The 26,048-nt window shown below is 69.4% G+C and carries 21 protein-coding genes and 1 pseudogene; 15 read left to right on the forward strand and 7 right to left on the reverse strand.

What is annotated here, in order from left to right:
- Nucleotides 1-81: 81 nt before the first annotated feature.
- Complete coding sequence (locus ACWEH3_RS12360; RefSeq protein ID WP_450025193.1) at nucleotides 82-1,227, reverse strand: epoxide hydrolase family protein; 1,146 nt, start codon at nucleotides 1,225-1,227, stop codon at nucleotides 82-84.
- On the opposite strand from ACWEH3_RS12360, the gene ACWEH3_RS12365 reads away from it, so the two are divergent.
- The 11 genes from ACWEH3_RS12365 to ACWEH3_RS12415 all read left to right on the forward strand — a co-directional run bounded on the left by ACWEH3_RS12365 (nucleotide 1,226) and on the right by ACWEH3_RS12415 (nucleotide 16,358).
- A complete protein-coding gene (locus ACWEH3_RS12365) occupies nucleotides 1,226-4,480 on the forward strand; it encodes a helix-turn-helix transcriptional regulator (RefSeq protein ID WP_452358313.1) in 3,255 nt (1,084 codons plus the stop codon). The two genes, ACWEH3_RS12360 and ACWEH3_RS12365, sit on opposite strands and share 2 nt — an antisense overlap.
- A 187-nt stretch (nucleotides 4,481-4,667) precedes the next feature.
- Complete coding sequence (locus ACWEH3_RS12370) at nucleotides 4,668-6,461, forward strand: acyl-CoA dehydrogenase (protein ID WP_450025195.1); 1,794 nt, start codon at nucleotides 4,668-4,670, stop codon at nucleotides 6,459-6,461.
- Nucleotides 6,462-6,507: 46 nt separating this feature from the next.
- Nucleotides 6,508-7,119 (forward strand): QsdR family transcriptional regulator, encoded by a 612-nt coding sequence (locus tag ACWEH3_RS12375; RefSeq protein ID WP_450025197.1) that lies wholly within the window; start codon nucleotides 6,508-6,510, stop codon nucleotides 7,117-7,119.
- Nucleotides 7,116-8,111 (forward strand): 1-aminocyclopropane-1-carboxylate deaminase/D-cysteine desulfhydrase, encoded by a 996-nt coding sequence (locus ACWEH3_RS12380; RefSeq protein ID WP_452358314.1) that lies wholly within the window; start codon nucleotides 7,116-7,118, stop codon nucleotides 8,109-8,111. The genes ACWEH3_RS12375 and ACWEH3_RS12380 overlap by 4 nt, the downstream gene beginning before the upstream one ends.
- Nucleotides 8,112-8,347: 236 nt before the next feature.
- Nucleotides 8,348-9,103 carry a GntR family transcriptional regulator gene (locus ACWEH3_RS12385; RefSeq protein WP_450025250.1) on the forward strand — a complete coding sequence of 252 codons (756 nt, stop codon included), beginning with the start codon at nucleotides 8,348-8,350 and terminating at the stop codon, nucleotides 9,101-9,103.
- Nucleotides 9,104-9,331: a 4Fe-4S dicluster domain-containing protein gene (locus ACWEH3_RS12390; protein WP_039797742.1), complete on the forward strand. Its 228-nt coding sequence runs from the start codon at nucleotides 9,104-9,106 to the stop codon at nucleotides 9,329-9,331.
- A 12-nt stretch (nucleotides 9,332-9,343) separates the two neighbouring features.
- The gene (locus ACWEH3_RS12395; protein WP_450025252.1) at nucleotides 9,344-10,771 is read left to right on the forward strand and encodes an ABC transporter substrate-binding protein; all 1,428 of its coding nucleotides are present in this window, start codon (nucleotides 9,344-9,346) and stop codon (nucleotides 10,769-10,771) included.
- Complete coding sequence (locus ACWEH3_RS12400; protein ID WP_450025254.1) at nucleotides 10,768-11,625, forward strand: ABC transporter permease; 858 nt, start codon at nucleotides 10,768-10,770, stop codon at nucleotides 11,623-11,625. The genes ACWEH3_RS12395 and ACWEH3_RS12400 overlap by 4 nt, the downstream gene beginning before the upstream one ends.
- The gene (locus ACWEH3_RS12405) at nucleotides 11,622-12,362 is read left to right on the forward strand and encodes an ABC transporter ATP-binding protein (RefSeq protein WP_450025256.1); all 741 of its coding nucleotides are present in this window, start codon (nucleotides 11,622-11,624) and stop codon (nucleotides 12,360-12,362) included. The genes ACWEH3_RS12400 and ACWEH3_RS12405 overlap by 4 nt, the downstream gene beginning before the upstream one ends.
- On the forward strand, nucleotides 12,359-15,070 hold the full coding sequence (locus ACWEH3_RS12410; protein WP_450025258.1) for a fumarate reductase/succinate dehydrogenase flavoprotein subunit: 2,712 nt from the start codon (nucleotides 12,359-12,361) through the stop codon (nucleotides 15,068-15,070). Before ACWEH3_RS12405 ends, ACWEH3_RS12410 begins: the two co-directional genes overlap by 4 nt.
- A gap of 142 nt (nucleotides 15,071-15,212) precedes the next feature.
- A complete protein-coding gene (locus tag ACWEH3_RS12415; protein WP_450025260.1) occupies nucleotides 15,213-16,358 on the forward strand; it encodes a MarP family serine protease in 1,146 nt (381 codons plus the stop codon).
- 7 nt (nucleotides 16,359-16,365) lie between these two features.
- Here ACWEH3_RS12415 and ACWEH3_RS12420 read toward each other — a convergent pair whose 3' ends face one another.
- The 4 genes and pseudogenes from ACWEH3_RS12420 to ACWEH3_RS12435 all read right to left on the reverse strand — a co-directional run bounded on the left by ACWEH3_RS12420 (nucleotide 16,366) and on the right by ACWEH3_RS12435 (nucleotide 20,686).
- Nucleotides 16,366-16,950 carry an NAD-dependent epimerase/dehydratase family protein gene (locus ACWEH3_RS12420; RefSeq protein ID WP_450025262.1) on the reverse strand — a complete coding sequence of 195 codons (585 nt, stop codon included), beginning with the start codon at nucleotides 16,948-16,950 and terminating at the stop codon, nucleotides 16,366-16,368.
- A 112-nt stretch (nucleotides 16,951-17,062) separates the two neighbouring features.
- The gene (locus tag ACWEH3_RS12425) at nucleotides 17,063-17,551 is read right to left on the reverse strand and encodes a GNAT family N-acetyltransferase (protein WP_450025284.1); all 489 of its coding nucleotides are present in this window, start codon (nucleotides 17,549-17,551) and stop codon (nucleotides 17,063-17,065) included.
- Nucleotides 17,552-17,605: 54 nt separating this feature from the next.
- Nucleotides 17,606-17,818: pseudogene (locus ACWEH3_RS12430) on the reverse strand (cholesterol oxidase); the annotation flags it as partial.
- An 18-nt stretch (nucleotides 17,819-17,836) separates the two neighbouring features.
- Nucleotides 17,837-20,686 carry a hypothetical protein gene (locus ACWEH3_RS12435; protein WP_450025264.1) on the reverse strand — a complete coding sequence of 950 codons (2,850 nt, stop codon included), beginning with the start codon at nucleotides 20,684-20,686 and terminating at the stop codon, nucleotides 17,837-17,839.
- Nucleotides 20,687-21,381: 695 nt separating this feature from the next.
- Between ACWEH3_RS12435 and ACWEH3_RS12440 the strand changes: the two genes are divergently transcribed.
- Nucleotides 21,382-22,383 carry an alpha/beta hydrolase gene (locus tag ACWEH3_RS12440; RefSeq protein ID WP_450025286.1) on the forward strand — a complete coding sequence of 334 codons (1,002 nt, stop codon included), beginning with the start codon at nucleotides 21,382-21,384 and terminating at the stop codon, nucleotides 22,381-22,383.
- A gap of 51 nt (nucleotides 22,384-22,434) precedes the next feature.
- Here the strand turns inward: ACWEH3_RS12440 and ACWEH3_RS12445 are convergent, their stop codons facing one another.
- On the reverse strand, nucleotides 22,435-23,025 hold the full coding sequence (locus ACWEH3_RS12445; protein ID WP_450025266.1) for a TetR/AcrR family transcriptional regulator: 591 nt from the start codon (nucleotides 23,023-23,025) through the stop codon (nucleotides 22,435-22,437).
- Nucleotides 23,026-23,098: 73 nt separating this feature from the next.
- On the opposite strand from ACWEH3_RS12445, the gene ACWEH3_RS12450 reads away from it, so the two are divergent.
- Together ACWEH3_RS12450 and ACWEH3_RS12455 are read left to right on the forward strand one after the other, a co-directional pair.
- Entirely contained in the window at nucleotides 23,099-23,911 is an 813-nt protein-coding gene (locus ACWEH3_RS12450; protein WP_450025268.1) for a class I SAM-dependent methyltransferase, read from the forward strand.
- Between the two features lie 130 nt (nucleotides 23,912-24,041).
- Complete coding sequence (locus tag ACWEH3_RS12455; protein WP_379252841.1) at nucleotides 24,042-24,797, forward strand: ZIP family metal transporter; 756 nt, start codon at nucleotides 24,042-24,044, stop codon at nucleotides 24,795-24,797.
- A 32-nt stretch (nucleotides 24,798-24,829) separates the two neighbouring features.
- On the opposite strand, the gene ACWEH3_RS12460 is transcribed toward ACWEH3_RS12455, so the two are convergent.
- Entirely contained in the window at nucleotides 24,830-25,285 is a 456-nt protein-coding gene (locus ACWEH3_RS12460; RefSeq protein ID WP_450025270.1) for a MerR family transcriptional regulator, read from the reverse strand.
- 25 nt (nucleotides 25,286-25,310) lie between these two features.
- Between ACWEH3_RS12460 and ACWEH3_RS12465 the strand changes: the two genes are divergently transcribed.
- Entirely contained in the window at nucleotides 25,311-26,021 is a 711-nt protein-coding gene (locus ACWEH3_RS12465; protein ID WP_450025272.1) for an SDR family NAD(P)-dependent oxidoreductase, read from the forward strand.
- The last annotated feature ends 27 nt before the right edge of the window (nucleotides 26,022-26,048 follow it).

A 26,048-nucleotide genomic window follows, 5' to 3' on the forward strand; every position in this document is an offset into this window, starting at 1 on the left:
CGGGCCGCCGACGAGCATCGGTAGTCGTGGCATGACCTCAGGCAGGCGGCGACGACCGCCTGCCCAACGGCTCCATTCGGATCAACCGAGCGACCGGAAGAACTCGCGGATGTCACCGATCAGCAGCTCCGGCACCTCGAGTGCGGGGAAATGGCCGCCGGAGTAGAACTCCGACCAGTGGGTGATGTTGTGGGTGCGTTCGGCGAAGCGGCGGATGGCGTAGTCGCCGTCCTTGAACACCGCGACGCCGGTGGGCACGGTGCCCTTCGGTTTCGGGGCGAACATGGCGGCGTCGTGGAAGCGTTCGTAGTACAGGTTCGCGACGCTGCGGGCGGTGTCGGTGAACCAGTAGATGCTCACGGTGGTGAGCAAGCGGTCGATATCGACGGCTTGGTCGGGCAGGTCGTAGGCGCTGTCGGTCCACTCGCGGTATTTCTCCGCGATCCAGCCGAGCAGCCCGGCCGGGGAGTCGGCGAGTAACTGGGCGATGGTGTCGGGGCGGGAACCTTGCAGGTTCATGTAGGCCGAGCCGTCGTCCTGGAACTTCTTCATCGCGGCGAGCCGCGCCTTTTCCGCGTCGGTGAGGGCGGCCAGATCAGCGGGGTCGCCGGTCGGGAAGGTGACCAGTGCGTTGACGTGCACACCGAGCACGTGGTCGGTGTCGATCCGCGCCAGGGCCGGGGCGATGAACGCGCCATGGTCGCCGCCCTGCACGCCGTAGCGGTCGTAGCCGAGGCGAGCCATGAGTTCGGCGAGCGCCGCCGCGATCCGGCCGTCGTTCCAGCCCGTCTCGGTGAGCGGGCCGGAGAAACCGTGGCCGGGCAGCGACGGAATGACCAGGTGGAACGCGGGCGCGTTCGAGTCCGGGTCGGTGAGCGGGCCGATCACGTCGCGGAAGTCGGCCACCGAACTGGGCCAGCCGTGCAGCAACAGCAACGGTGTTGCGTCCTCCCGCGCCGAGCGCACGTGCAGGAAGTGCACGTTCTGGCCGTCGATGGTGGTGGTGAACTGCGGGTAGGCGTTCAGCTCCGACTCGGCCGCACGCCAGTCGAATTTCTCGGCCCAGTACCCGGCCAGCTCCTTCAGGTACGCCGTCGGCACACCGCGCTCCCAGCCGGCGCCGGGCAGCTCATCGATCCAACGGGTACGCGCCAGCCGCAGCCGAAGCTCGTCCAGGTCGGCCTGCGGAATGTCGATACGGAAGGGGCGGATCTCGGTGTTCGTCATGCCATTGATACTTCGCGTAACGAGGTGGCAGCCGAATCACGAGAAATCACTATTTCCGCGCTTGCCCAGCCCACCGACGAGTAACGCAGAACCCGGGCCGTACCACTATGGCCACGAACCCGCCGGCGCGCTGGTCGGGCCGAGGCCGCGCCCCCGGTCTCGAGTTCGCGAGTGGCACACCACTGCGGCATCGGCCGAGAAGACCTCTCGATGGTGTGCCACTCGCGAACTGGCGTCGAGCGCGCGGTGCGGGCATGATCGCGCCGTGGTCAGCCTTCCGGTGTGCGGCGCGTTTGTGGGGCGGGCCGCTGAGCTCGCGGCGTTGCAGGATGCCTGTCGGGACCCGGCGGTGCATACCATGCTGGTCGGGGGTGAGGCGGGTATCGGCAAGTCGCGGTTGGTCGCGGAGTTCCGGACGCGGCTCGGGGCTCGTACGGTAGTGGCGTACGGAAGGTGCCCGGAATTCGGCGCGAGAGGGGTGCCGTTCACGCCGTTCGTCGGGGTCATGCGCACACTGCTGCGTGACCAGGGCGTGGAGGCGCTCGCGACGCTGCTCCCAGTGCGACCGGCGCTGGCGCGCTGGCTTCCGGAACTGGCGGCGCGGTCGGGCGCGGCGGAGGCCGACACCGACAGGATCCGGTTGTTCGGCGAGATCCTCACCGTGCTGGAACAGTTCTCGATGACCAAGCCGCTGTTGGTGGTGCTGGAAGATCTGCACTGGGCCGACGACGCCAGCCTGGAATTGCTCGCCTTCCTGGTGGCCAACATCGCCGAAGGCGATCTGTTCTTGGTCGGCACCCACCGGCCTGCCGATTCCGAGCCGTTGCGCAAGCTGATCGCGAGCCTGCGCCGAGACCCGAGTGTCCGCTTGCTGAATCCAGCACCGCTGACCAGGCACGAGGTCGGCAGGCAATTGGCCGCGCTGCGCGGCAGGGAGCCCGAGCCAGGGACCATCGGGCGGATCTTCGAGCGCAGCAGGGGAATTCCGCTGTACGTCGAGGCACTCGATCCCGCACCGGAGGACACGCCCGCCGAGCTGTCGGAGCTGTTGCTCGATCACCTGTCCGACCTGCCCGATCAGGCCGCGTCGGTGCTGCGGCTCGCGGCGGTGGCCGGGTCACCGGTCCGGCACACCCTGCTGGCGGCCGCCGCCGACCTCCCCGAGGGGGCGCTCGCCACAGCACTGCGTCAGCTGGTCGACCAGCGGCTCCTGGTTTCCACCGACACCGGCTACCAGTTCCGGCACGTTCTCATCCGCGATGCCGTCTACGAACACCTCCTACCGGCGGAGCGAAAAGCGCTGCACAGCAGCCTTTCCCAAGCCCTGGCTACCCGGCGAAGGAAGCCGGGCGCGGACCGATGCCCGGCCGCCGAACTGGCCTACCACGCGTATGCCGCCGGAGAGCTGCCGCTGGCATTCGAAGCCGCGTGGGACGCCGCGGCGGAGGCGGAAAGGGTGAGCGCGCCTCGCGATCAGGTGCGCCACCTGGACCGGGTGCTCGATTTGTGGGATCGCGTACCGGATGCGGCGCGACGGGTGGACGCCGATCGGCTCGACGTCTTGGCAGCGCTCGTGGCCGCGTGTCATCGCGGCGGCGTCGTCGAGCGCGGGATCGCAGCGGCCGACGAGGCGCTGGCCACCATCGATGCGGGGACCGACCCGGAGCGTGCCGCGCGCCTGCATTACTACCGCGCCGGACTGCGCAATCAGAGCAGCGGCGGCGGCGAAGACGATCTGCTCGCGGCGCTGACCTATCTTCCTTCGGACCAGCCGACCCTGCTGCGCGGTGAAATCCTCGCCGAACTCGCCGCGGCGCGGGTGTTCAGCGGCGCGACGGCGGCCGAGAACGACGCGCGGGACGCCGTCGAGGTAGCCGAACAGTTATGTGGTGACCCGCCCGTCGACGACACCTCGCCGGTCATGGCATCGGCGCTCCGCGCGCCGGGCGCGGTCGCAACGAACCCGGGCGGAAGCGTCGAAGCGGAGGACACGGACGCCGCGAGGCACCGGCGGCGTTCGAGCGACCCTCGCGAAGACCGGAGCGCCGCGTCGCTGGCCGCGCGTGCCCACGCCTATCTCGGGCTGGCCACCGCGAACCGTCCCGACGCCGCCATGACCCATTTCGAGCGGGCGCATGCCGCCGCTGAGGCCGCGGGAGATCCGGGCACCTTGCTGACCGTGGTGCTGTGGGAGACGGCGCTGCTGGTCTCGGCAGGCGCCGACGAAGCGGCCATCACGGCGATCCAGCAGGGGCTGCGCGCCGCGCACGAGAGTTACCGATTCGCCGAGGCCGCGCCGATCCTGCTGGTCAAGTGGACGCAGGCGCTCACAGCGCTGGGCCGCTGGACCGAGGCGTTGGATCTGATCGACGAATCGCTCACCGAGCAGTTGCCCCCGTTGAGCACCGCCGCGCTGCTGCTGTGTCACGCGCGGATCATGCTGGCGCGTGGGGACGACCAGGCCGCGGCGGCGAGCGCGGCGACCGCGCAACCCTTGCTCGGGAATCGGCGCTGGGCCAGGCAATATCAGATCCAGCTGCACACCGTGCAGACCGAGATCGCGCACGCGGCGGGCAATCCGCAGCGCGCCGCCGAGATCGGCGCCGCGACGCTGACCGCGGACGATCTGGTCGCGCACCCGCACGAGGCATGGGCACTGGCCGAGGCGATCGCCCGGACCCGCTGCGCGCCAATGGTTCTCGACTCCGCTGTCGCCAAGCTGCCGGTGACCACCGCGGTCGACGCCGCGTACCGGAATTCCTGCCACGCGGTGCGCAGCGGCCGTCCCGCCGACTGGGCCGCGGCGACTTCCTCCTGGCGAGCCCTGGGTCGGCCGTACGAGCTGGCGCGCGGCCTGCTCGAATCCGGGCGCGCGGAATTGGCCGCGGGTGATCGCGCGGCGGCACGCGACGCACTGCGGACGGTCCTCGGGCTGGCGGACGAGTTGGCGGCGGCGCCACTCGCCGAGCAAGCCAGACAGCTGGCCCACCGCGCCGGGATCGACCTGGCCGAAGCCGGGAACCGGCCCGCGCCTGCCCGGTCGGCGAGCGCCTCGGGCCTGACCCCGCGTGAACTCGACGTCCTACGCCTGGTGGCCACAGGCGCGAGCAACCGGCAGATCGCGGCCGAGTTGTTCATCAGCGCCAACACCGCGGGAGTGCACGTCTCGCGAATCCTCACCAAGCTCGGGGCGTCCAGCAGAACCGAGGCGGCCGCGATCGCGCGAGAACGCGGATTGCTCGTCTCCGGATGACGACCACCGGCGGACGACCGAAGTGGAAGCGGGGACGATCCGCCTGGTGGGCGCGTCGGCGAGGACATCGTCGACAGCCGGTCCGGCGTCGCACCCGAATACACATTCGGCAGGGACTACCGGTCCCGCACCCGCCCACCGGCCCGTAAGATACATTAAGTCGAACATGTCTCGAAAGGACTGGCTGATGCGGTCGACCTTGTTGTCCCGGCGCGATCTCGAGTTCCTGCTCTACGAGTGGCTGGACGTCGAAGCGCTCACCAAACGCGAGCGGTACGCCGAGCACTCCCGGGAGACCTTCGACGCCGTGCTCGAGCTCAGCGAGCAGCTGGCCACCAAGTATTTCGCGCCGCACAACAAGCTCAACGACGCCAACGAACCCACCTTCGACGGCGAGCGCGTGACCATCATCCCGGAGGTCGGCCAGGCGCTGGCCGCCTTCGCGAAGGCCGGTCTGCCTTCGGCCGCAATGGATTACGAACTGGGCGGCGCCCAGCTGCCCGCAACCGTCGCGCAGGCGAGCTACGCCTGGTTCCAGGCGGCCAACCCGGGTACCGCGGGCTACCCGTTCCTCACGGTGGCCAACGCGAATCTGCTCCTCGCCCACGGGCCGGAACACGTCGAGAAGTTCGTCAAGCCCATGCTCGCGGGCCGTTTCTTCGGCACCATGTGCCTGTCGGAGCCGCAGGCCGGTTCCTCGCTCGCCGACATCGTCACCCGCGCCGAACCGCAGGGCGACGGCACGTATCGCCTGTTCGGCACCAAGATGTGGATCTCGGGCGGCGATCACGAACTCGGCGAGAACATCGTGCACCTGGTGCTGGCCAAGATCCCCGGCGGCCCCGCGGGCACGAAGGGCATCTCGCTGTTCGTGGTGCCCCGGTTCCTGGTCGGCGACGACGGCGCGATCGGTGAGCGCAACGACGTCGCCCTGGCCGGACTCAACCACAAGATGGGCTACCGCGGCACGGTCAACACCGTGCTGAACTTCGGCGAGGGCCGCTGGACGCCCGATGGCGCGCCCGGCGCGATCGGCTACCTGGTCGGCGAGCCGCAACGCGGACTGACCTACATGTTCCACATGATGAACGAAGCGCGCATCGGCGTCGGCCTGGTCGCCACCGCCCTCGGCTACACCGGATACCTCGAGTCGCTCGACTACGCCCGCACGCGCACACAGGGCCGGGCCAAGCTTCCCGCCGACCCGTCCGCGCCGCAGCGGCCGATCATCGAGCACGCCGACGTGAAGCGAATGCTGCTGGCCCAGAAGTCCTATGCCGAAGGCGCGTTGGCGCTGGTGCTCTACTGCGCGCAGCTGGTCGACGAGCAGCGCACCGCCGAATCCGAGGACGACCGCCGCGCGGTCACCCTGCTGCTGGACATCCTGACCCCGATCGCCAAGAGCTGGCCCTCGCAGTGGTGCCTGGAGGCCAACAGCCTCGCCATCCAGGTACTCGGCGGCTACGGCTATACCCGCGAATACAACGTCGAGCAGCACTACCGGGACAACCGGCTCAATCCGATCCACGAGGGCACGCACGGCATCCAGGGCCTGGACCTGCTGGGACGCAAGGTGACCCAGCAGGGTGGCGCGAGCCTGCTCGCGCTCGGGGCCCGGGTGGACGCGACCATCACCGCCGCGCGCGCGGCCGGCGGCGAGGCCGCCGAGCTTGCCGCGCAACTCGATTCGGCGTGGCGGCGTCTGGTCGAGGTGACCGCGGGACTGTTCGCCTCCGGCGACATCGAAGCCGCGCTGGCCAACAGCTCGGTGTACCTGGAAGCGTTCGGGCACACCGTACTGGCCTGGATCTGGCTGGAGCAGTTCCTCGCCACCGCGGACCGGTCCGGTGATTTCTACGATGGGAAGCGGCACGCGGCCCGGTTCTTCTATCGTTTCGAATTACCCAAGACCGCACCGGCGCTGGATCTGCTCGCCACCTTGGATACGACCACCTTGCAGATGCGGGACGAGTGGTTCTGAGCACGGCGCGTTTCGATACATGTTCTAAACGATGTACCATTCCTCGGTGATCGATTCCAGTCAGCGGACCACCCGTCCTCCCGGCCGCCCGGCCTCCGCGACCAGGGAACAGGTCATCGAGCATGCTCGCCGGGCGTTCCTGTCCGGCGAGCGCGTGGACATCCAGGCGATCGCCGGGCAGCTGGGACTCAGCCGCGCCTCGGTCTACCGCTGGTTCGGCTCCCGCGACGGAGTGCTCGGTGCCGTTCTGGCCGGCGAGTTCGAGGCGCTGCTCACCCGCGCCGACGCCCGTCGCCGCTCGACCGGCGCGCGGCGCATCCTGGACGTGCTCTACCGGGTCAACCGCTGGATGACCGACAACGAGCCGTTCCGGCGCTACTTCGAGAACGAGCCGCTGTCCGGCCTGCGCATCCTCACCGCGAGCGACGGGCCGGTACAGCCGCTGGTCGTCGGCACCGTCCAGGAGTTGATCGCGCGCGCCGCCGAAGAGGACGGATACGATCCGCCGCTGGAACCCGCGCTGCTGGCCTACGCGCTCGTCCGGCTCGGTGAGGCGTTCCTGTACAACGACAACGTCGCGGGCATTCGCGGCGACGTCGACCGGCTGCACGAGGTCCAGGCGGCGCTGCTGGGCATCCCCGACGCGATCACACCGTGACCGGGGCGCTGCTGCACCAGCGTTTTCCCGAGGTCGCCGACACCTTGCCGTTCGTCCGCCTCGGCACCGCTCCGACGCCCGTCGGCCGGTGCGACCTCGGCACCACGGCCCAGCTGTGGTGCAAGGACGAAAGCGGATACGGCGACGGCGGATGGGGCGGCAACAAGGTCCGCAAGCTGGAGTGGCTGCTGCCGGAGGCACGGCGACGCGGCGCGCGCACCATCCTCACGGTGGGCGGTACCGGAACCAACTGGGGGCTCGCCACCGCCCTGTACGGCCGTGCCCAGGGCATCGATACCGAGCTCGCCTTGGTGGACCAGCCGGTCGACGACCACGTGCGCGCGCAGCTGCGGCGGCTGGAGAAATCAGGCGCCGCTCTGCATTTCACGCACACCAAACTGCGCACGATCCTCGCGGCGCCCTGGCTGTATCTGCGACGCGTCCGGGGCGGCGCGCGTCCCTACTTCCTACCCGCGGGCGGGTCGTCGCCGGTCGGAGCCTTGGGTTACGTCGAGGTGGCGTGCGAACTCGCGGCACAGATCGCGGCGGGTGAGCTGCCCGAGCCGGGGCACATCGTCACCGCGGTCGGATCCGGCGGCACCGCCGCGGGCCTCGCACTCGGCCTGCGCCTGGCCGGGCTGCGCACGCGCGTGGTCGGAGTCGTCGTCAACGACACGCTGCCCCTCGACGCGAAGCACATCGTCCGGCTCGCCGGACGGACCGAGCGTCTGCTCCGCGCCCGCGGAGCGCGCTTCGCGCCGACCGGGCTGCGGCCGGAGGACCTCACGCTGACCACCGAGTGGCTCGGCCCCGGCTACGGCCACACCACGCCCGCCGCCGTGGATGCCGCACAGCGCGCCGAACGGGCCGGGCTGCACCTGGAGACCGTCTACACCGCCAAAGCGCTCGCGGCGCTGCTCGCTCTGGATCGTGCGGGCTTCTTCGGCGCCGGGCCGGTGCTGTTCCTCAATACCTACGGTCCGCGATCGTAGATTGGCGTGACGCAGCCCGCGGGGACCCGCTTTCGAATCGCTGTGATCCGAATTCGGCCGCCGGAACCCGACGTGGCGTATTGGCCGGACGGCCGCGCATATCGCCAGGTCGGGCCGCGAGGCTCCCGGCGCAATAACATCCCCTGATTTCTCCCGGCGGCGACGCGGGAAAGCGCGCGACCACAACCACACTATCGTCGCTATTCGTGCAGGTCAGCGATAGAAAGGCGGAGACGGTGGCAGCGGAACCCACGCCGGTGCGGCAGTTGCGCGCCGATCAAGCGCGGCGGGTGGCCGACATCCTGCGCCACCAGTTGCACGCGGGCGCGTTCGAGAACACGCTGCCGAGCGAACAGGAACTCGCCGCCGAGTACGGCGCCTCACGCAACACCGTGCGCGACGCCTTGGCGCTGTTGAAGGACGAGGGCTTGATCGACCGGGCGCCGAAAGTGGGCACCCGAGTGGCCACCCGCAAATACGACCACGGGCTCGATGCTCTACTCGGGCTGCAGGAGACCTTCAAGGGCCACGGCACCGTGCGCAACGAGGTGCGCGCGGCGATGCACGTCGCCGCGCCGCCCGCTGTCGCGCGCAGGCTCGGTCTCGCGCCTGGCGAGCGCGTGGTCTATCTGGAGCGCCTGCGCTATCTGGCGGATCTTCCGCTGAGCCTCGACCTCACCTACCTCGTGCCCGACATCGGCACCGAGGTACTCGGCCACGACCTCGAGCACACGGACGTCTTCGTGCTGCTGGAACGCATCAGCGGCCAGTCGCTCGGCTCGGCCGACCTCGCCTTGGAGGCGGTGCCCGCCGACCCGCACACCGCCTCCACCCTCGACGTCCCCGGCGGCGCGCCGCTGCTGATGCTGGAACGACTGACCCGGCTCGACGACGGCCGTCCGATCGATCTGGAGTACATCCGCATGCGCGGCGACCGCATCACCATGCGCGGCAGCCTGACCCGCAGCACACCCGAATGGAAGGTCCTCTAGATGGCACTCGTCAACCAGCGCGCCGACATCCCCGTCACCATCGACGAGTCGCTGTGCATCCAGGGGTGCACGCTGTGCGTCGAGATCTGCCCGCTCGACTCGCTGGCCATCAACCCCGAGAACGGCAAAGCCTTCATGCACGTGGACGAGTGCTGGTACTGCGGTCCCTGCGCGGCCCGCTGCCCCACCGGCGCCGTCACCGTCAACATGCCCTACCTGCTCCGCTGATCTGGAAGACCGATGAAAGTGAAACTCGCCCCCGTCCTGCTCGCCGCCGCGCTCGCGTTGACCGGGTGCTCGCTGGAGCACTCCGACGACACCCCCGCAGGCACCGTCAAGGTGGTCGTCGGCTACCAGTCCAAAACCATCAACACCGTCACCGCGGGCACCCTGCTGCGCGCGCAGGGCTATCTCGAGCAGCGGCTACAAAAGATCACCGACAATGGTGGGGCGAAGTACCAGGTCGAGTGGCAGGACTACGACACCGGCGCGCCGATCACCGCGCAGATGGTGGCCGAGAAGATCGACATCGGCTCCATGGGCGACTACCCGTTGCTGATCAACGGCTCCCGCACCCAGGTCAACGAGCGCGCGCGGACCGAACTGGTGTCGGTCACCGGGTACAACCCCAAGGGCGCGCTGAACATGGTCGTCGTGCCGAACGATTCGGCGGCCACCAGCATCGGCGACCTGGCGGGCCAGAAGATCTCGGCCAGCGTGGGCTCGGCCGGGCACGGCACGCTGGTGCAGGCGCTGTCCCGGGCGGGCATCGATCCGGCCAAGGGCGTGGAAGTGCTCAACCAGCAGCCGCAGATCGGCGCGACCGCCCTGGAATCCCATCAGGTGGGCGCGCTGTCCCAGTTCGTCGCGTGGCCCGGTCTGGTCGTCTTCCAGAACAAGGCCAAGCTGCTCTACGACGGCGCCGAACTCGGCGTGCCGACCTTCCACGGCGTGGTGGCCCGGCGCGCGTACGCCGCCGATCACCCTGAGGTCCTGCAGGCGTTCCTGGCCGCGCAGTTGGATGCCACCCAGTTCCTGCACGAGAAGCCGTTCGAAGCCGCCAAGATCGTCGCCGACGGGTCCGGGCTGCCGCAGGAGGTGGTGTACCTCTACAACGGTCCCGGCGGAACGAGTTTCGACACGACGCTCAAGTCGAGCCTGGTCAACGCGCTCAAAGGCGATGTGGCCTACCTGAAGTCGATCGGCGACTTCGCCGACCTCGACATCGATCGGTTCGTCGAGGACGGGCCGCTGCGCAAGGCGTACACGGAGACCGGACGCGCCGACTACGACCGCGACCTCGCCGCCACCGCCAACCCGACCAGGGTCACCGGCGCCGACCCGGTCTGCGGCAAAGCGGCGGACAACCCCGCGCTGGCCGGCGAACTGTGGGTGGACGGCGCGGCGAAGCCGCAACCGGCCGCGGACCCGACCTGCCTGCTGCGCGCCGTCCAGGCCGCGAAAGCGCAGGGCCGGACGATCCGCGCCGCCTATGTCCCGGACACCGAGCTCGGCACCCGCTGGTTCGCCGACAAGTCGATCTGGTTGCGCGACGGCGCCGCCTACCTGCCCTTCACCACCGCCGCGGCCGCGCAGCGCTACCGGCAGGCCCACCCGGCCGCCACGCCGGTCGGCTACGACCAGGCCGTCACGGAAGTACGCGGATGACCAGCGAACTCGCCGCCCCCGCGGTACGGGCCGCGGCGGATGCCACGACGACGCCATCGGCCGCCGCCCCCGCGGCACGGTCGGCCTGGCGCTCGCGCGTGCTGCGCGTCGCCTCGGTCGCCGTGGCGGTCGGTGTGTGGCAGCTGCTCACGGTCAACAACGTGCGGGCGGGCCTGCGGTTCGACACCCTGCCGACCGTCACCGAGATCGTCGCCGAATTCGGCACACAGTTGCGCTCCGATCAGTACTACCTGGACATCGCGCAGTCGCTGATCCGGATCGTCACCGGTTTCGGGCTCGCGGCCGTGGTCGGCGTGATCGCGGGCATCGGGCTGGGCCGGTCGCGGCTGCTCGCCGACACCTTCGGCCCACTGGCCGAACTCGTCCGCCCGATCCCGGCCATCGCCCTGGTGCCGGTCGCGATCCTGATGTTTCCCAGCGACGAGTCCGGCATCGTGTTCATCACGTTCACCGCGTCGCTGTTCCCGGTGCTGGTCAGCACCAGGCACGCGGTGCGCGCACTGCCCACGATCTGGGAGGACGCGGTGCGCACGCTGGGCGCGTCCCGGCTGGACGTGCTCACCCGCGTGGTGTTCCCGGGCATCCTGCCCGGCGTCTTCAGCGGGTTGTCGGTCGGCGTCGGCGTGGCGTGGATCTGTCTCATCTCCGCGGAGATGATCTCCGGACGCCTGGGTGTCGGCTACCGCACCTGGCAGGCCTACACCATCGTCGACTATCCGGCGGTGTTCGTCGGCATGATCACCATCGGCGTCCTCGGTTTCGCGACATCGGGGCTGGTCGAGCTGGCCGGCCGCCGCATCACCCGCTGGCTGCCCAGGGAGGTCGAAGCATGACCACAGTGATCGACGCACCGGCATCGACCGGAATGGCCTTGAGTCTCAGCGGTGTTCGCATCGCCTATGGCGGCGAGCCGGTGCTCGACGGGCTGAACCTGTCCATCGCGCCGGGCGAAATCCTCGTCGTGGTCGGCAAATCCGGCTGCGGCAAGTCGACGTTGCTGCGCGCGGTCGCCGGACTGCGGAGGCCGGAAGGCGGAGCCATCCTGGCCGACGGCGACCACGTCACCGGGCCCGCCGCCGACCGCGCCTTGGTATTCCAGGACGACGCGCTGCTGCCGTGGCGCACCGTGCGGCAGAACATCGAACTCGCCTTGCGCCTGCGCGGCACACCGCGAGCCCAGCGGCGGGCCACCGCCCTGCACTGGGTGGACGAGGTCGGGCTCACCGGCTACGCCGACTACCTGCCGCGCGACCTGTCCGGCGGCATGCGCCAGCGCGTCCAGCTCGCGCGCAGCCTGGCCGCCGCGCCGCGCGCCGTGCTGATGGACGAGCCCTTCGGCGCACTGGACACCCAGACCAGGGAAACCATGCAGCGCCTGTTGATCCAGACCTGGCGCGCCCACCCCACCACCATCGTCTTCGTCACCCACGACCTCGACGAGGCCCTGCTGCTCGGCGACCGCATCGCCGTGCTAGGCGGCGGCACGCTGCGGGCGCTGGTGCCGGTGCCCCGCCCGAGGGACGCGATCGACCGTGCCGCGACGAAGGCCGAGATCCTGGAGAAACTGTGAACATTCCGCCGCTATCGGAACGGATTCGGCTGGACTGCGACGTGCTCGTCATCGGCGGCGGCACGGCGGGCACGATGGCCGCGCTCACCGCCGCCGAGCAGGGCGCGAACGTGCTGCTGCTGGAGAAGGCGCACGTGCGGCACTCCGGCGCGCTGGCCATGGGCATGGACGGCGTGAACAACGCCGTGATCCCGGGCAAGGCCGAGCCGGAGGACTACGTCGCCGAGATCACCCGCGCCAACGACGGCATCGTCGACCAGCGCACGATCTACCAGACCGCGACGCGCGGCTTCGCCATGGTGCAGCGGCTGGAACGCTACGGCGTGAAGTTCGAGAAGGACGAGTACGGCGAGTACGCCGTGCGCCGAGTGCACCGGTCCGGCTCGTACGTGCTGCCGATGCCCGAGGGCAAGGATGTCAAGAAAGCGCTGTATCGCGTCCTGCGCCAGCGCAAGATGCGCGAGAAGATCCGCATCGAGAACCGGCTCATGCCGGTGCGCGTGCTCACCGACAACGGACGCGCCGTCGGCGCCGCCGCCCTGCACACCCGCACCGGCGAATTCGTTGCCGTCGGCGCGAAAGCCGTGATCCTGGCCACCGGGCCGTGCGGCAGGCTCGGGCTGCCCGCCAGCGGATACCTGTACGGCACCTACGAGAACCCGACCAACGCGGGCGACGGCTACTCGATGGCCTACCACGCCGGGGCCGAACTCAGCGGCATCGAATGCTTCCAGATCAACCCGCTGATCAAGGACTACAACGGCCCGGCCTGCGCCTACGTCGCCAATCCGTTCGGCGGCTACCAGGTCAACGCCGAAGGCGAACGCTTCGTCGACTCCGACTACTGGTCCGGCCAGATGATGGCCGAGGTCAAGCGCGAGATCGAATCCGCGCGCGGTCCCATCTACCTGAAGGTGTCGCACCTGCCCGACGAGACGCTGAGCACGCTCGAAGGAATCCTGCACACCACCGAGCGACCCACCCGAGGCACTTTCCACGCCAACCGCGGCCACGACTATCGCACCCACGACATCGAGATGCACATCTCCGAGATCGGTTTGTGCGGTGGCCATTCCGCCTCCGGCGTGTGGGTCGACGAGCACGCGCGCACCACGGTGCCCGGCTTGTACGCGGCGGGCGATCTGGCGTGCGTGCCGCACAACTACATGATCGGCGCGTTCGTCTTCGGCGATCTCGCCGGTGCGCACGCCGCGTCCACCCTGCACGAGGTCGCCGCGCCCGCCGAGCTGCCCGAGGACCAGCTGGCCACCGCTCACGAGCTGATCTACCGGCCGCTGCGCCAGCCGGAGGGGCCGCCGCAACCGCAGGTGGAATACAAGCTGCGACGTTTCGTGAACGATTATGTCGCGCCGCCGAAGACGGCGACCAAGCTGGCCATCGCGGTGGAGACCTTCGACCGGATGCGCGGAGAGGTCGAGGGCATCGGCGCGCGTACCCCGCACGAGCTGATGCGCGCGGTGGAGGTGTCGTTCATCCGCGACTGCGCCGAGATGGCCGCCCGCAGCTCACTGACCAGGACCGAATCCCGTTGGGGCCTCTACCACGAGCGCGCCGACCTACCCGAACGCGACGATGTCGAATGGCGATACCATCTCAACCTGCGCAAGAACCCCGACGGAACCATGACGTTCCTGAAGCGGCCGGTGGCGCCGTACCTCGTTCCGGTGCCCGGGCTCGACGACCTGCCCTCGGCCGATGCCGAGGCGGTGCCGGTGCACCAGCCGCACCAGGTCGTCGGCCGTGCGCCGCATACCGGCGGCGGCGCTGAGCACGATCGCACCGCGGCCGGTTCGCCGTCGCAGCCCGTCACTCCCCCGTCTCCCCGGATCGTCGCGCTGCTCGCGCTCGACCAGCCCACCGTGGAGCAATTGTCCAGCTATCTGACGGATGCCGACGCGGGCGTGCGGGCCGCGGCGATCTCGGTGCTGACCGAGCACACCCCGGAGGGCTTCGCCACCGCCCTGGGCGACGCGCTGGACGACACGGCGGCCTCGGTCCGCCGCGCCGCCGCGGCCAGCCTGCGCGAACTCGTCGAGGTGTTGCCCTCGGCGGCAGGACTTTCCGACCGGCTCGGCTCGGCCGACCCCGTCGTGCGGTCCACGGTGATCGATCTGTTGCGCGCCCTGCGGGCAGGCGAACCCGCGCACTACCGCGCGGCGTTGACGGACGAGGATCATCGCGTCCGCATCGAGGCGGTCCGCGCGCTGGTCTCGCTGAACGATCGGGACGGCGTCGCCACCCTGGCCGCCGACGGCAACCGGGAAGTGCGGATCACGGTCGCCCAAGGCCTGGCCGCCATCGGCGACGGCGGAGCCGAGGTGATCCGCCGCCTCGCCGACGACCAAGACCCGCTGGTCCGCGCCGCGGCCCTGACCGCGTTCGCGCAGCTGGGCGCCGAGCCGGCCGACGTCACCGCGCTGGCGGCCGCCCTGCGTCACTCGGCCTGGCAGATCCGGGTGGGCGCGGCGCGCGGGTTCGCGGGTGCCGACCCGGACCTCGCGGTGCCGATCCTGGCTGCGGCACTGCACGATCCGCATCTCGACGTCCGCAAGGCGGCGGTGCTGTCGCTGTCGGCGTGGCCGGACCTGCCCGCCGCGCACGACGCGCTGCGCGCCGCGATCGACGACACCGATGCCGACGTGCGCGCGTATGCCCGGCGAGCGCTGGCCACCCAGCCGACGGCCTAGCGCGGCGTGGTTGCCGCAGCTCGAATCGCTGATTAGATTAGCGGCTCGACCGTTGCCGACTCGTCGGCCGTGACACAGCCGGATGGCGACGGGGCGGCCGACGACGAATCCGTCGCCGTTGTCCACCAGCAGCGACGGGAGTATGGCGTTGACCTTGCCGAACTGGCTGGATCTCGCCGTGCTCACCACCGTCGTGGTGGCCGCGGTGCTCGGCTGGCGCCGCGGCGCGATCGTGGGGCTGCCCGGTTTCGCGGGCGCCCTGGCAGGAGCGATTCTCGGCGCGGCGCTCTCGGCCACGGTGTTCGGTCAGCTGGCTCCCGGCGTCGTGCGGCTCCTGCTCGCGCTGACGGTGGTCGCCGGGTTGGTCGCGTTCGGCGCGGTCGCCGGGCACCGGGCCGGACGAGCCGCCCGCGCGACGGTGTCCGATCCCGTCGCGCAACGCGCCGACGCCGTCTGCGGATGTATCGCCTACGCGCTCGCGGTGCCGCTGGTGGTGTGGCTGTTCGCCGCACCGCTGGAATCGTCCGCCGTGGTGCGTGATTCGACGACCGTGCGGACCGTCGACGACGTCGCGCCGTTCTGGCTGTCCGGACTGTCGGAGGTGCTCACCGGACCGATCGTGGACGCCGGGCTCGGCCGCCCGCTCGCGCCGCCCGATCCGGGCATAGTCGAGGGACCGATGCCCGCCGCACTGCGCCAGAGTGTGCTTCGCGTCCAGGATCTCGCGCCGACCTGCGGCGTGCGCCAGTCCGGCTCTGGATTCGTCATCGCGCCGGAGCGCGTACTGACCAACGCGCACGTCGTCGCGGGCTCCAGCAAAGTCTCCGTCGACACCGCGGCTGGATCGCTCACCGCGACTGTGGTGCGGTTCGATCCGACCATGGATATCGCGGTGCTCGCCGTCCCCGGGCTCACCGCGCCCGCCCTGACCGTCGCGCCCGAACCGGCCGATCCCGGCGACGACGCGATCGCGCTCGGCTACCCCAGGGGCGGGTCCTACACCGCGTCCGCCACGCGGGTGCGCGGGCGGGCCGAACGCCAGGTGCGCGACATCTACCGCACCGGTTTCGGGGAGCGCGAGATCTACACCTTGGACGGTTCGATCCAGCACGGCAATTCGGGCGGGCCACTGGTCGACCGCGACGGCCGGGTGCTGGGCATCGTGTTCGGTGTCGACGAGAACAACAGCAATGTCGGATTCGCCACGAGCCTGCCGGAAGTCCTCGACCGGCTCGACCACGGATGGCGCTCCGACCGCCCGGTCGACACCGGCCCCTGCGCGTCCTGACCGCCGGTCAGGACGCGTCGGCGATGATCACCACACCGCTCGAGGCATCCAGCAGCGGAATGGTCCGCTCCGCGGCATCGTCGACATGCACGCGCGGGTGCGCGGGCAGTTCGGTCTCGTAGTAGGTGCCAGGACCGTAGAACTGGCCGTACTTCACCACCACGCCGTCGAAGTCCAGCACGGCCGCTTCGTGCTCCTGGATCACCGCGCCCCGGCCCGCGGGCGGCTCCCACGCGATACTCTGAGCGAGAAAGCGTTTCGCCCCGGCCGCCCGCGCGGCGGCGATCAAGTTACGGGTGCCCTCGGTACGGATGCGCGCGTTCGCCTCGGCCCGCTCCGGCAGCAGCGCCGCGTCGTCCGGCAGGTCCGTGAGCTGATGCATCACCATGTCGGGCCCGAACCCGACCACGGCGGCGGACACGGCGTCGGCGTCGTACACATCGCACACCACCGGCTCGGCCCCCAGCGCGCGCAAAGGATCGGCCTTCCCCGCCGATCGGGTCATCCCCGCGACCTCGTGCCCCGCCTCGGTCAACAGCGGAAGCAAGCGGACTCCGATAACGCCGGTCGCACCGGCCAAGAAGATGCGCACTGGACCATTTTGCCGCGACTTCGTCGCGGCGTGTTCGCGGCCCCCTCATGGCTCGCGTCCGAGCGAACGGCGCACGCGCGGTCTCGCTTCACTCACTCGCGGAGAACTGGCTTCAGCCGCAGCGAATCCAAGCGGTGGCCTCGTTGCCGTCCGGGGCGTAGTCGATTCCGCGTGCGGTCAACAGGCGGAGTACGGGAATGTTGTCCGGCGTCGTGCTCACGAACAGCCTCGAGTAGTCCTCGGCGGTTGCCCGCTCGATCAATGCGGCGAACACGGCGGTGCCGATTCCCGTGCCTCGGCGGGAGCGGCCGAGCCAGACTCCCGCCTCGGCGGCGCCGTCCGAGGCGGGCAACCGGCACAGTCGTGCCGCGCCGACCACCTCGCCGTCCACCCGTATGCCGTAGGTCGACTCGACGGGCGGGTCCGCCAGCGCGCGGCCGCGGTGGAAGGCTCGGAAATCCGCCGCTCGGTCGGCATTCCAGCTCGCGTCCGGCGCTTCCACCGGCATGACCTCGCCGGGATGCGCGTCGGCCACCGCGGTGTGCAGCAGATCGGTGAGCAACGCTTCGTCGAGCGGTTCGAGGACGAGATGGCGGGGCATGCGCCGATCCTGGCACCGGGACCGGCCGCACGCGACCGGTTTTCCGCCCGCTCGGACCGGGGTGATCGGCAGGCGCAACGCGCCGGGCGCGGCGACCGGCACCACCGGGTTCTTCGGCTCGATCGGCGCGAGCCTGCGGTAGGCCGTGCCGAGAGGTGGACGCACGTCGTCCTCGCCTTTGTTCGGCCACAACGACATGGCGCGTTCGGCTTGGGCGGTGATGGTCAGGGATGGATTCACGCGCAGGTTCGCCGAGATGGTGGAGCCGCCACCGTTTCGAGCAGGCTATTTCCCGCTGCCGCGCAGCAGGATTCGGACCACGAGACCGCCCTTCTTGTCCGGTATCGCGAACTTGTAGTCGTACTTCTCTTTCGCCGTAGGAGTGAAGGCGAAGCGAATCATGCAAGATGTGTCGGGTTGCGCACCGGGACAATCGGTTTTGTCGATGCTGTAGCCGGGTCCGGAGAAATACGCTTTCGACGCGTCGTAGCAACCTCGCCAGAGGAAGGAGACGACTTGCTTCGCGGTGTCGCCGACGGTGACCGCGCCGAATTGGAGGGTATCCACGACGACGGGACATTCCGGCGGCTTGGTGGTGGTCGTCGTCGTGGTCGTGGTCGTGGTCGTGGTCGTTATGGCCGACTGATCGGCCGAGCGCGCGATCTGCCGGGGGGTCGGGGTGCCGGCCGGTCGAGTCGTCGCCTCGTCCAGCGTCGCGCCGACCACGTCCTCCGTGGTCGCCGCGAGCGGAGCCGATTCCGATGGTCCGGCGGTGGTCGTTGTCTCGAACAGACCGAGCGCCACATCACCGGTCGGTGCCGCGAGGGCGATCCATACACCGACGACGACCGCGACGACAGCGGCGGCCAGCAGCGCCAGACGGGTTGTCCGCTCCGCTGTCTCCGCGCGTCTGCGCTGCGCGCGCAGCCGGTCGACGGTCTCGGCGATTTGGCGGCTGACCGGGTGATACGGGCCGAGTCTGCTGGTGAAGCTCGGCAGCCAAGATGCCCAGAGCGTCATCTGCTCGTTCGCGGCGCCCGGGGTGATTCCCTGGAGGAAGGCGAACGCGCCGTCGGGATCCCCCGCAGCCAGATAATGCCGGACCGCGGCGACTTCGCGGTATGCCGCGGCCTGCGCCGAGCCGCAGCGCTCCAATGCACTCAGCACGGCTCGGTGGGCGCGCCGTCGAGACACCCCCGCGGATGCGTTCGCCGAAGCCAGCGACGCGTGCACTGCGGCGTGCGCGACGCCGATGTGCTCGTCCGGGGTACTCGGGCGGCGACGGCTGAGCAGCGCGCCGAGTGCCACCGTGAGGTTGCGTACCTCGGGTTCGGGCATGCCCGCCGGGCCGAGGGCCTTGATCGATTCGCACACCACCTCGATCGGAAGCACCGGCCCCGGGCTACCGGTCAGCACCACCGCGACCAGCAGACCGAGACGATGGATCGCGGCAGTGCCGCCGGTGCGAGCCAGCGACGCGCGCACCACCTCCAGCCTCCGCCGCACCAGCACACCGACATCGACTCTGCCGTTGAGTTGCTCGTCGGTGAGCAGGGTGGCGGTGTCGATGACAAGACGCGGAATGAGCCAGCCACTGGTCGGCGACCACGGGCGCGCCGACCGGTCACGAGTGTCGGGCACGGTATCCGGCGCCAGACCCAAGGCCGTGACCAGTGCGGTCAGCCGTTGCTCGGGCCACGGTCTGCCCTGCCGGTCGCGCACATGCGCCCGCAGGAACAGTCGGATATCGGAGGCCGTGGGCCCGGTCAACGCGAACGACCGCATGCGCGCGAATTCCGGCATCGTCAGGACATCGGAATCGATTCCGGCGCTGATTATCACGCGCACGTGATCATAGTCCTCCAGCGTCGTGAGACTGCCGATCGTGCGCGCGATGCCCGCACGCCACCCGGGCTCGTCCGGCAGGTCGAGACCATCGATCAGTATCGTGACCCGGCGCTCGGCGTCGTAAAACCGGCTCAACACATCGTGTAGTTCTGCCGTGATCGCGTCGTCTCGCCCGCGGTCGACCGAATTCGTTCCTGTCGTCGGCTGTCCGGGCGCGGCCGGCGCGGGTAGCTGTCGTCGCAGTTGGACGACCAGCTCGTCCACGAGCTTCTTGGCGGTACCGGTCCCGGTGAGGAACACGGCCGCGTCGACGCTCGCGGCGGCGGCGACCGTCGGGATGGTGGCCGAGGTGTCGGCCAGGCCGGGGCGCACCAGCAACGCCATCAGCACGGATTTACCGGAGCCGCCGACGCCGACGACGCCGCGCAGTCGCTCGAATCCATAGTCGGACAGCTCGTTCAGTTGCCTGCGCATCGTCGCGGTGACATGCAGCCGCGTCGTCAACTCGTCCACGGTCGTGGCGTCGGCTCGCCCGTGGACCACGTCCTTCATTCGAGCGACGTTGCGCACCAACCACAAACCCGGATCGCCCTGCTTCTCGACCTCACCGACGGCCATCGAAAACGCCTGCGGCAGCTGTGATGTGCAGGATTTCGCGATGGGGTCGCGTAAATCCGCCGGCAAGATGTGTTCGCCACGGCGCGGTAGGCCGACGCTGAAGAAATCGAGCATGGAACGCGTGAAACATCCCTTATACGCCGGGCCGTCGTCGGATGCGACCAACAGCTCCAACCGGCCGGCGGATCGGGCTACCGCGTCCGACCAATCCCGGGCCGCGGCCTGCGTCGCGCCGCCCGCTTCACACGCGTCGACCAGCACGATCAGGCCGTCGATGTCGGAATACCGCTGCGCGAGGCCGCCGATCGCCTCCGACAGATTGAACACCCCGAAAGGGACGAACGGCTTGCCGCCACCGGCCATCGGCGAAGGCGAGTCCTTCGCCAGGAAGAAGTACCGAGGCGGACCGGTCATGCCGATCCCGTGTCCGATGAAACCGAGGAGCAATATCGCCCGTTGCCGGTTCGCTTCTTCGAACGCCTCGACCATCGCCGACTGTAGATCCGTCAACGTCGGATCGGTCAGCGCCATGACCTTGCCGTCGACCGCGCGCCATCCCCCGGACGTCACGAGTGCCGAAGACAATTCGCGCGCCAAATCGCCGGGAAATCCCAAGCGAGGCATCGCATCGCATTCCGATCCGACGATCAGCGCAAGCCGGTTCCCCACGAGCCGATGATATCGGCCCGCCGGGTTGATGTCTCCACATGGATCACATAATCCGTTGGTAATCAATCGTTTTCACGCGCGCAGCACACCGAGTCGTACGTAACGAGGGTTCGGATTCGGATATCCAACTCGTCGGTATTTCCAAAAGAAATCTTGAAGCGGCAAAGCGCTTTCTCACCCACCCGACGGAGATCCACTTAGTGGCCCGGAGCGCGTTCCCGCTGGGCGAAATCGACCAGTCGGCGAACACGCCCGGACGGCCCGGGGCGAAGTCCACGTCGTTAACATCCAGGCTTCCCATGGCAGCGAACAACCGCTGGGAAACCGGCGCGGCTCCTCGTGGGTCGACGACCGGCCGCGACACGCCGCACTTCTCGAACACGTCAGAGGGCCGCCGCGTAGCAACTTTTGAGCTACCATTTGACCGAGTCGCTCACCCTCGTTTCCTCGACCGGTAATCCGCATCGCCCCGAGCGGCCACAGCGGTCGGCCGACGTCGGTGAGCCGTCCACACCGCGCACCGCGGTCCGTCCCGACTTCCCATGCCTGACCGGGACGGAGCCCGGTAGCCAACACGGCGCAACGTAGGATGAATTCGCGATCGTGGCGCGGCAGCGCAGTGCGGAGCAAGCGATTCGCACTGCGCGACAAAAAGATTCGACTTATCGTCACCGAACAGGAGGCGGGTGGGAGGCATGCGGGTGGGCGCGGCAGCGCGGTCCGGAAAGCAGCGGGGTATTCGCGGTCGAATGAGAAAGACCGGCGCTGTCATGGCAACAGCCGTGCTCATGTCGTGCCTCGGCGGGGCCGTCGCCACCGCCGCGCCGATCCACGCGCCGATATTGCGGGCACCGGCGCGCGGTTTCAGCGAGCTCTCCGTGCCGTCCAGCATGGGACCGATCAAAGTCCAGGTCCAATGGGCGGCTCGCGGCGGAAACGCGGCGCTCTACCTGCTCGACGGCCTGCGCGCGCCCGCCGACCACAGTCAGTGGACGACCGACACCGACGCCTTGGCCCAATTCGCGGACGACAACGTCACCCTGGTGTTGCCGGTCGGTGGCCACTCGAGCTTCTACACCGACTGGTACCAGCCGAGCAGCACGAACGGCCAAGAGACGACGTACAAATGGGAGACCTTCCTCACGCAGGAACTGCCCGCCTACCTACAGCGGTTCGGCGTATCGCGCACCAACGATGCCGTCGTCGGCGCCTCCATGGGCGGCAACGCCGCACTGATCCTGGCCGGATACCATCGCAACCAGTTCAAGTTCGCCGGATCGTTCTCCGGGTTCCTGCACCCGACGTTCCCACTCTGGAACGAAGCGATGCGCGCCGCCATGCGGGACGAAGGCAATTTCAATGTGGACGACATGTGGGGGCCGGTCGGGGACCCGGCCTGGAGCCGCAACGACACCACCGTACAGGCCGAATTGCTGCGCGGGCTGCCGATATACGTCTCGACCGGCAACGGACTACCCGGCCCGCTCGACGTGCCGTTCGGAGTCGGGAACACGGTCAACGCGATGGGCCTCGAGTCGATGACGACGATCGCCGCCCAGATGTTCCGTGATCGGCTGGCGGAACTCGGGATGACCGCCCGCGTCGACACCGTCGACGGGACACACACCTGGCCCTACTGGCAGCAAGCACTCGCGACCGCGCGTCCGATGATCCTCGACGCGCTCGGCGCGCACTGACCGAGCCCCGACGCCGAGCACCGGGCCGGAGACTGCACCTGGGCGCTCACACTAGCCGGACAGTACTCCCGCGACGACCGCGCTCACCGCACCGCCGACCGCCTCACGCGAGGGCGGACCGGCGTCCCGATCGGCGAACAGCAGGTGCGCGGTCCCGATCAGCATGGGGGCGAGCGAGTCGACGTCGGCGGTCGCGGCGATGCGGCCGAGGTCGCGTTCTGCGGTGAGGTACCCGGCGATCATGGCGGTCGCTTCCGCAAGGACGGGGACGCCGGTCGGCCGGTCGCGGCGCAGGCGTGCGCGCAGTTCGTCCCGGAACGTGATCAAGCCGACGATGGCCGTGGTGACCGGGCTGAACACGTCCGTCAGCGCGGTGGTGAGGTGCTCGACCACGGCGCCGCTCCCGGCGGATTCCCGCAGAGCGGCGGCCCGTCGCTCGATCGCGACGATACGGGCGGTCGCCAGTTCGGCGAGGAAGTCGTCGAAGTCGGTGAAGTGCCGGTGCAGCACGCCTTTGGCGCAGCCCGCCTCCGCGGTGACCGCCCGGCTGGTCAGCGCGCTCGGCCCGTCGCGGAGCAGGATCCGGTCGGCGGCGTCGAACAACTGCTCGCGCACGTCGCGGAGGGCGACTCCGGTGGGCATACGGGTGCCTCTTTCTGTTCGGATCGAAACCCACCCGTTGCCGAGTGGGCGCATGCCCATTTAAAGTGGGCGCATGCCCACTATACCTTCGCCGGAGGAAACGCCGCACCGGCACCGGCAGATCGCGGAGTCCTTCGGGGTGAATGCCGAACGCTACGACCGGACCAGGCCCAGCTATCCCGAAGCCCTGATAGAGCACATCGTTTCCATCAGTCCCGGGCGCGCGGTCCTGGATGTCGGCTGCGGCACCGGTGTCGAAGCCCGGCAGTTCCAGGCGGCCGGTTGCACGGTGCTGGGAGTCGAACCGGATCCGCGGATGGCGGAATTCGCACGGGACCAAGGGTTGGAGGTCGACGTGGCGACCTTCGAAACCTGGGACGGCGCAGGCCGCGTCTTCGATGCGGTCATCGCGGGAACGGCTTGGCACTGGGTCGATCCGGTCGCGGGGGCGGCAAAAGCGGCGGAGGTTCTGCGCCCCCGGGGCGTGCTCTCGGCATTCTGGCATGTGTTCCATCTCCCGACCGAGGTGGCGGAAGCGTATGGCGTGGTGTACCGGCGGGTGGCGCCCGACTCGCCGTTCACCCTCCAGCCGGGCACGCGAGCCTTGGAGGTGTACCGGCAGATGCTGGATAAAGCAGCCGAAGGCATCCGGGAGACCGGTCGATTCGAAGATCCGCTGGAATCGAGTTTCCAGTGGGAGCGCACCTACACCCGCGACGAGTGGCTCGATCAACTTCCGACGCACGGCTCCATGACCCGCCTCCCGGAGGACAAACTGACACAAGTGCTCGACGGTGTCGGCGCGGCGATCGATGCGATGGGCGGGAGTTTCACCCTGCCCTACACGACGGTGGCGATCACCGCGACGCGCACCGCCACACCCTGACCCGATGCGCCGCCCCTTCCCCGCTATTCCTGGGCTTCGTTTCCGTCCCGGCGGGTGCGGGTAGCTCGGACAGGTGGCCGGCGATGATCCGCGCTGGTCGACGCGTTCCGAGCGGTGAGGAGACGGTTGAGTGTCAGGGTTGTGGGCTGCGGGCGGATGGGGATTACTGGCCGGATCCGCCCTGCTGATAGGCGCTTTGGTGGGATTCTGGGCGCGCGTTCCCACGAAGATCGTGGCCAGCGTGATGGGATTCGGTAGCGGAGTATTGCTTTCGGCGGTGTCGTTCGAGTTGATCGCCGAGGCGCACGAGAAGGCCGGATTGCCGCCCACCGCCCTCGGCGCGGTGGGCGGAGCGGGGATCTACACCCTGGCGAATGTCGCCCTCGCCCGCCGCGGCGCCCGCCACCGCAAGCGCTCGGGAGACCAGCAACCCAGCGAATCCGAGCAGTCCGGCTCGGGCACGGCCATCGCGTTGGGCGCGCTGCTCGACGGTGTGCCGGAGTCCATCGTCATCGGGGCGAGTTTGCTCGGCGGCGAAACCGTCAGCGCGGTCACCGTGGCCGCCGTGTTCATCAGCAATATTCCCGAGGGGCTGTCCAGTGCGGCCGGTATGCGCCGCGCGAACCGCAGCCCGCGCTACGTGTTCGGCTTGTGGGCTGGGATAGCGGTGATCAGTGGCGTGGCCGCCATGGCGGGCTACGGGCTGCTCGGTGATGCCGCGCCCGCCGCGCTGGCCGCGATCACCGCCCTGGCCGCGGGCGCGATCCTGGCCATGATCACCGACACGATGATCCCGGAGGCCTTCGAGGACGCCCATCTGTGGGTCGGAATGATCACGGTGGCCGGGTTCCTCACCGCCTTCGCCCTGTCCCAGCTCGACCACTAGCCCTGTGGTGCAGGCTTTTCGGAGCCGATTGCTCAGCGTGCGCCGGCTCGACGGTCGGGCGCCCACAACCGATCGGCGTCGCCAACGGCGAGCCTGCCGCGGTAGACGTCGATCTTGTGGTCGATGAGTTCGAGGTTCTCGTGCAACTCGGCGATCTTGGCTGCCACCTCGGCGCGATGCGCCTCCATGAGGGCGAGCCGTTCGTGTTCGTTGCCGCGCCCGGCGGCGACGAGTTCGGCGTAGCGGCGGATGGTTTTGATGGGCATGCCGGTGGCCCGCAGCTTGGTGCAGACGGCGATCCAGTCCAGGTCCAACTGCCGGTAGCGCCGCCAGCCACCGGCTGCGCGGTCGACCGGGGTGACGACCAGGCCCGCGCGTTCGTAGTAGCGCAAGGTGTGCACGCTGACCCCCGCCCGCCGGGCGGCCTCGGCGATGCTCATACCTTCCTGTGGCGGACCGGATTCCGGCTGCGGCTTGACTTCGAGCACGCTCTAGAATTTAGCGTCCGTGATCATGACGACAACATTGATCACCGGAGCGAACAAAGGTCTCGGTTTCGAGGCCGCCCGCCGGCTCATCGCCGCGGGCCACACCGTCTACCTCGGAAGCCGGGACGTCGAGCGCGGACGCCGGGCCGCCGAACAGCTGGGGGGACGGACAGTCCAGCTCGACGTCACCGACGACGCGTCCGTAGCGGCCGCCGTCGCGGCCATCGAAGCCGACGGCGGCCTGGACGTGCTGGTCAACAACGCGGGTATCGCCACGGAATGGACCGCGACCAACACCGTGATCGGCGCCGCGGACGTGACCGCAGACCTCATGCGCCACACCTTCGAGACGAACGTCTTCGGCACGGTGCGCGTCCTGCACGCGTTCCTCCCCCTGCTACAACGTTCCGCCGCCCCGGTCGTGGTGAACGTCAGCAGCGGGCTGGCCTCGCTGGCCCGGGTCAGCGACCCCGGCAGCCGGGCCTACGCCTACCCGGGCGTCGCCTACCCGGCATCGAAAACCGCGGTCAACGCGATCACCGTGCAGTATGCGAAAGCGTTTCCGAACATCCGGATCAACGCGGTGGAGCCCGGCTTCACCCAGACCGATCTGAACGGGAACACCGGCCTGCAGAGCGTCGAGCAAGGCGCCGAGATCATCGTGCGGATGGCGCGGCTGGGCCATGACGGCCCCACGGGGGGATACTTCGACGCCGACGGCGCCCTGCCCTGGTAGCCGAACATCGGTCGTGCGGTGCTCACC

Source organism: Nocardia sp. NPDC004718, assembly GCF_053601535.1.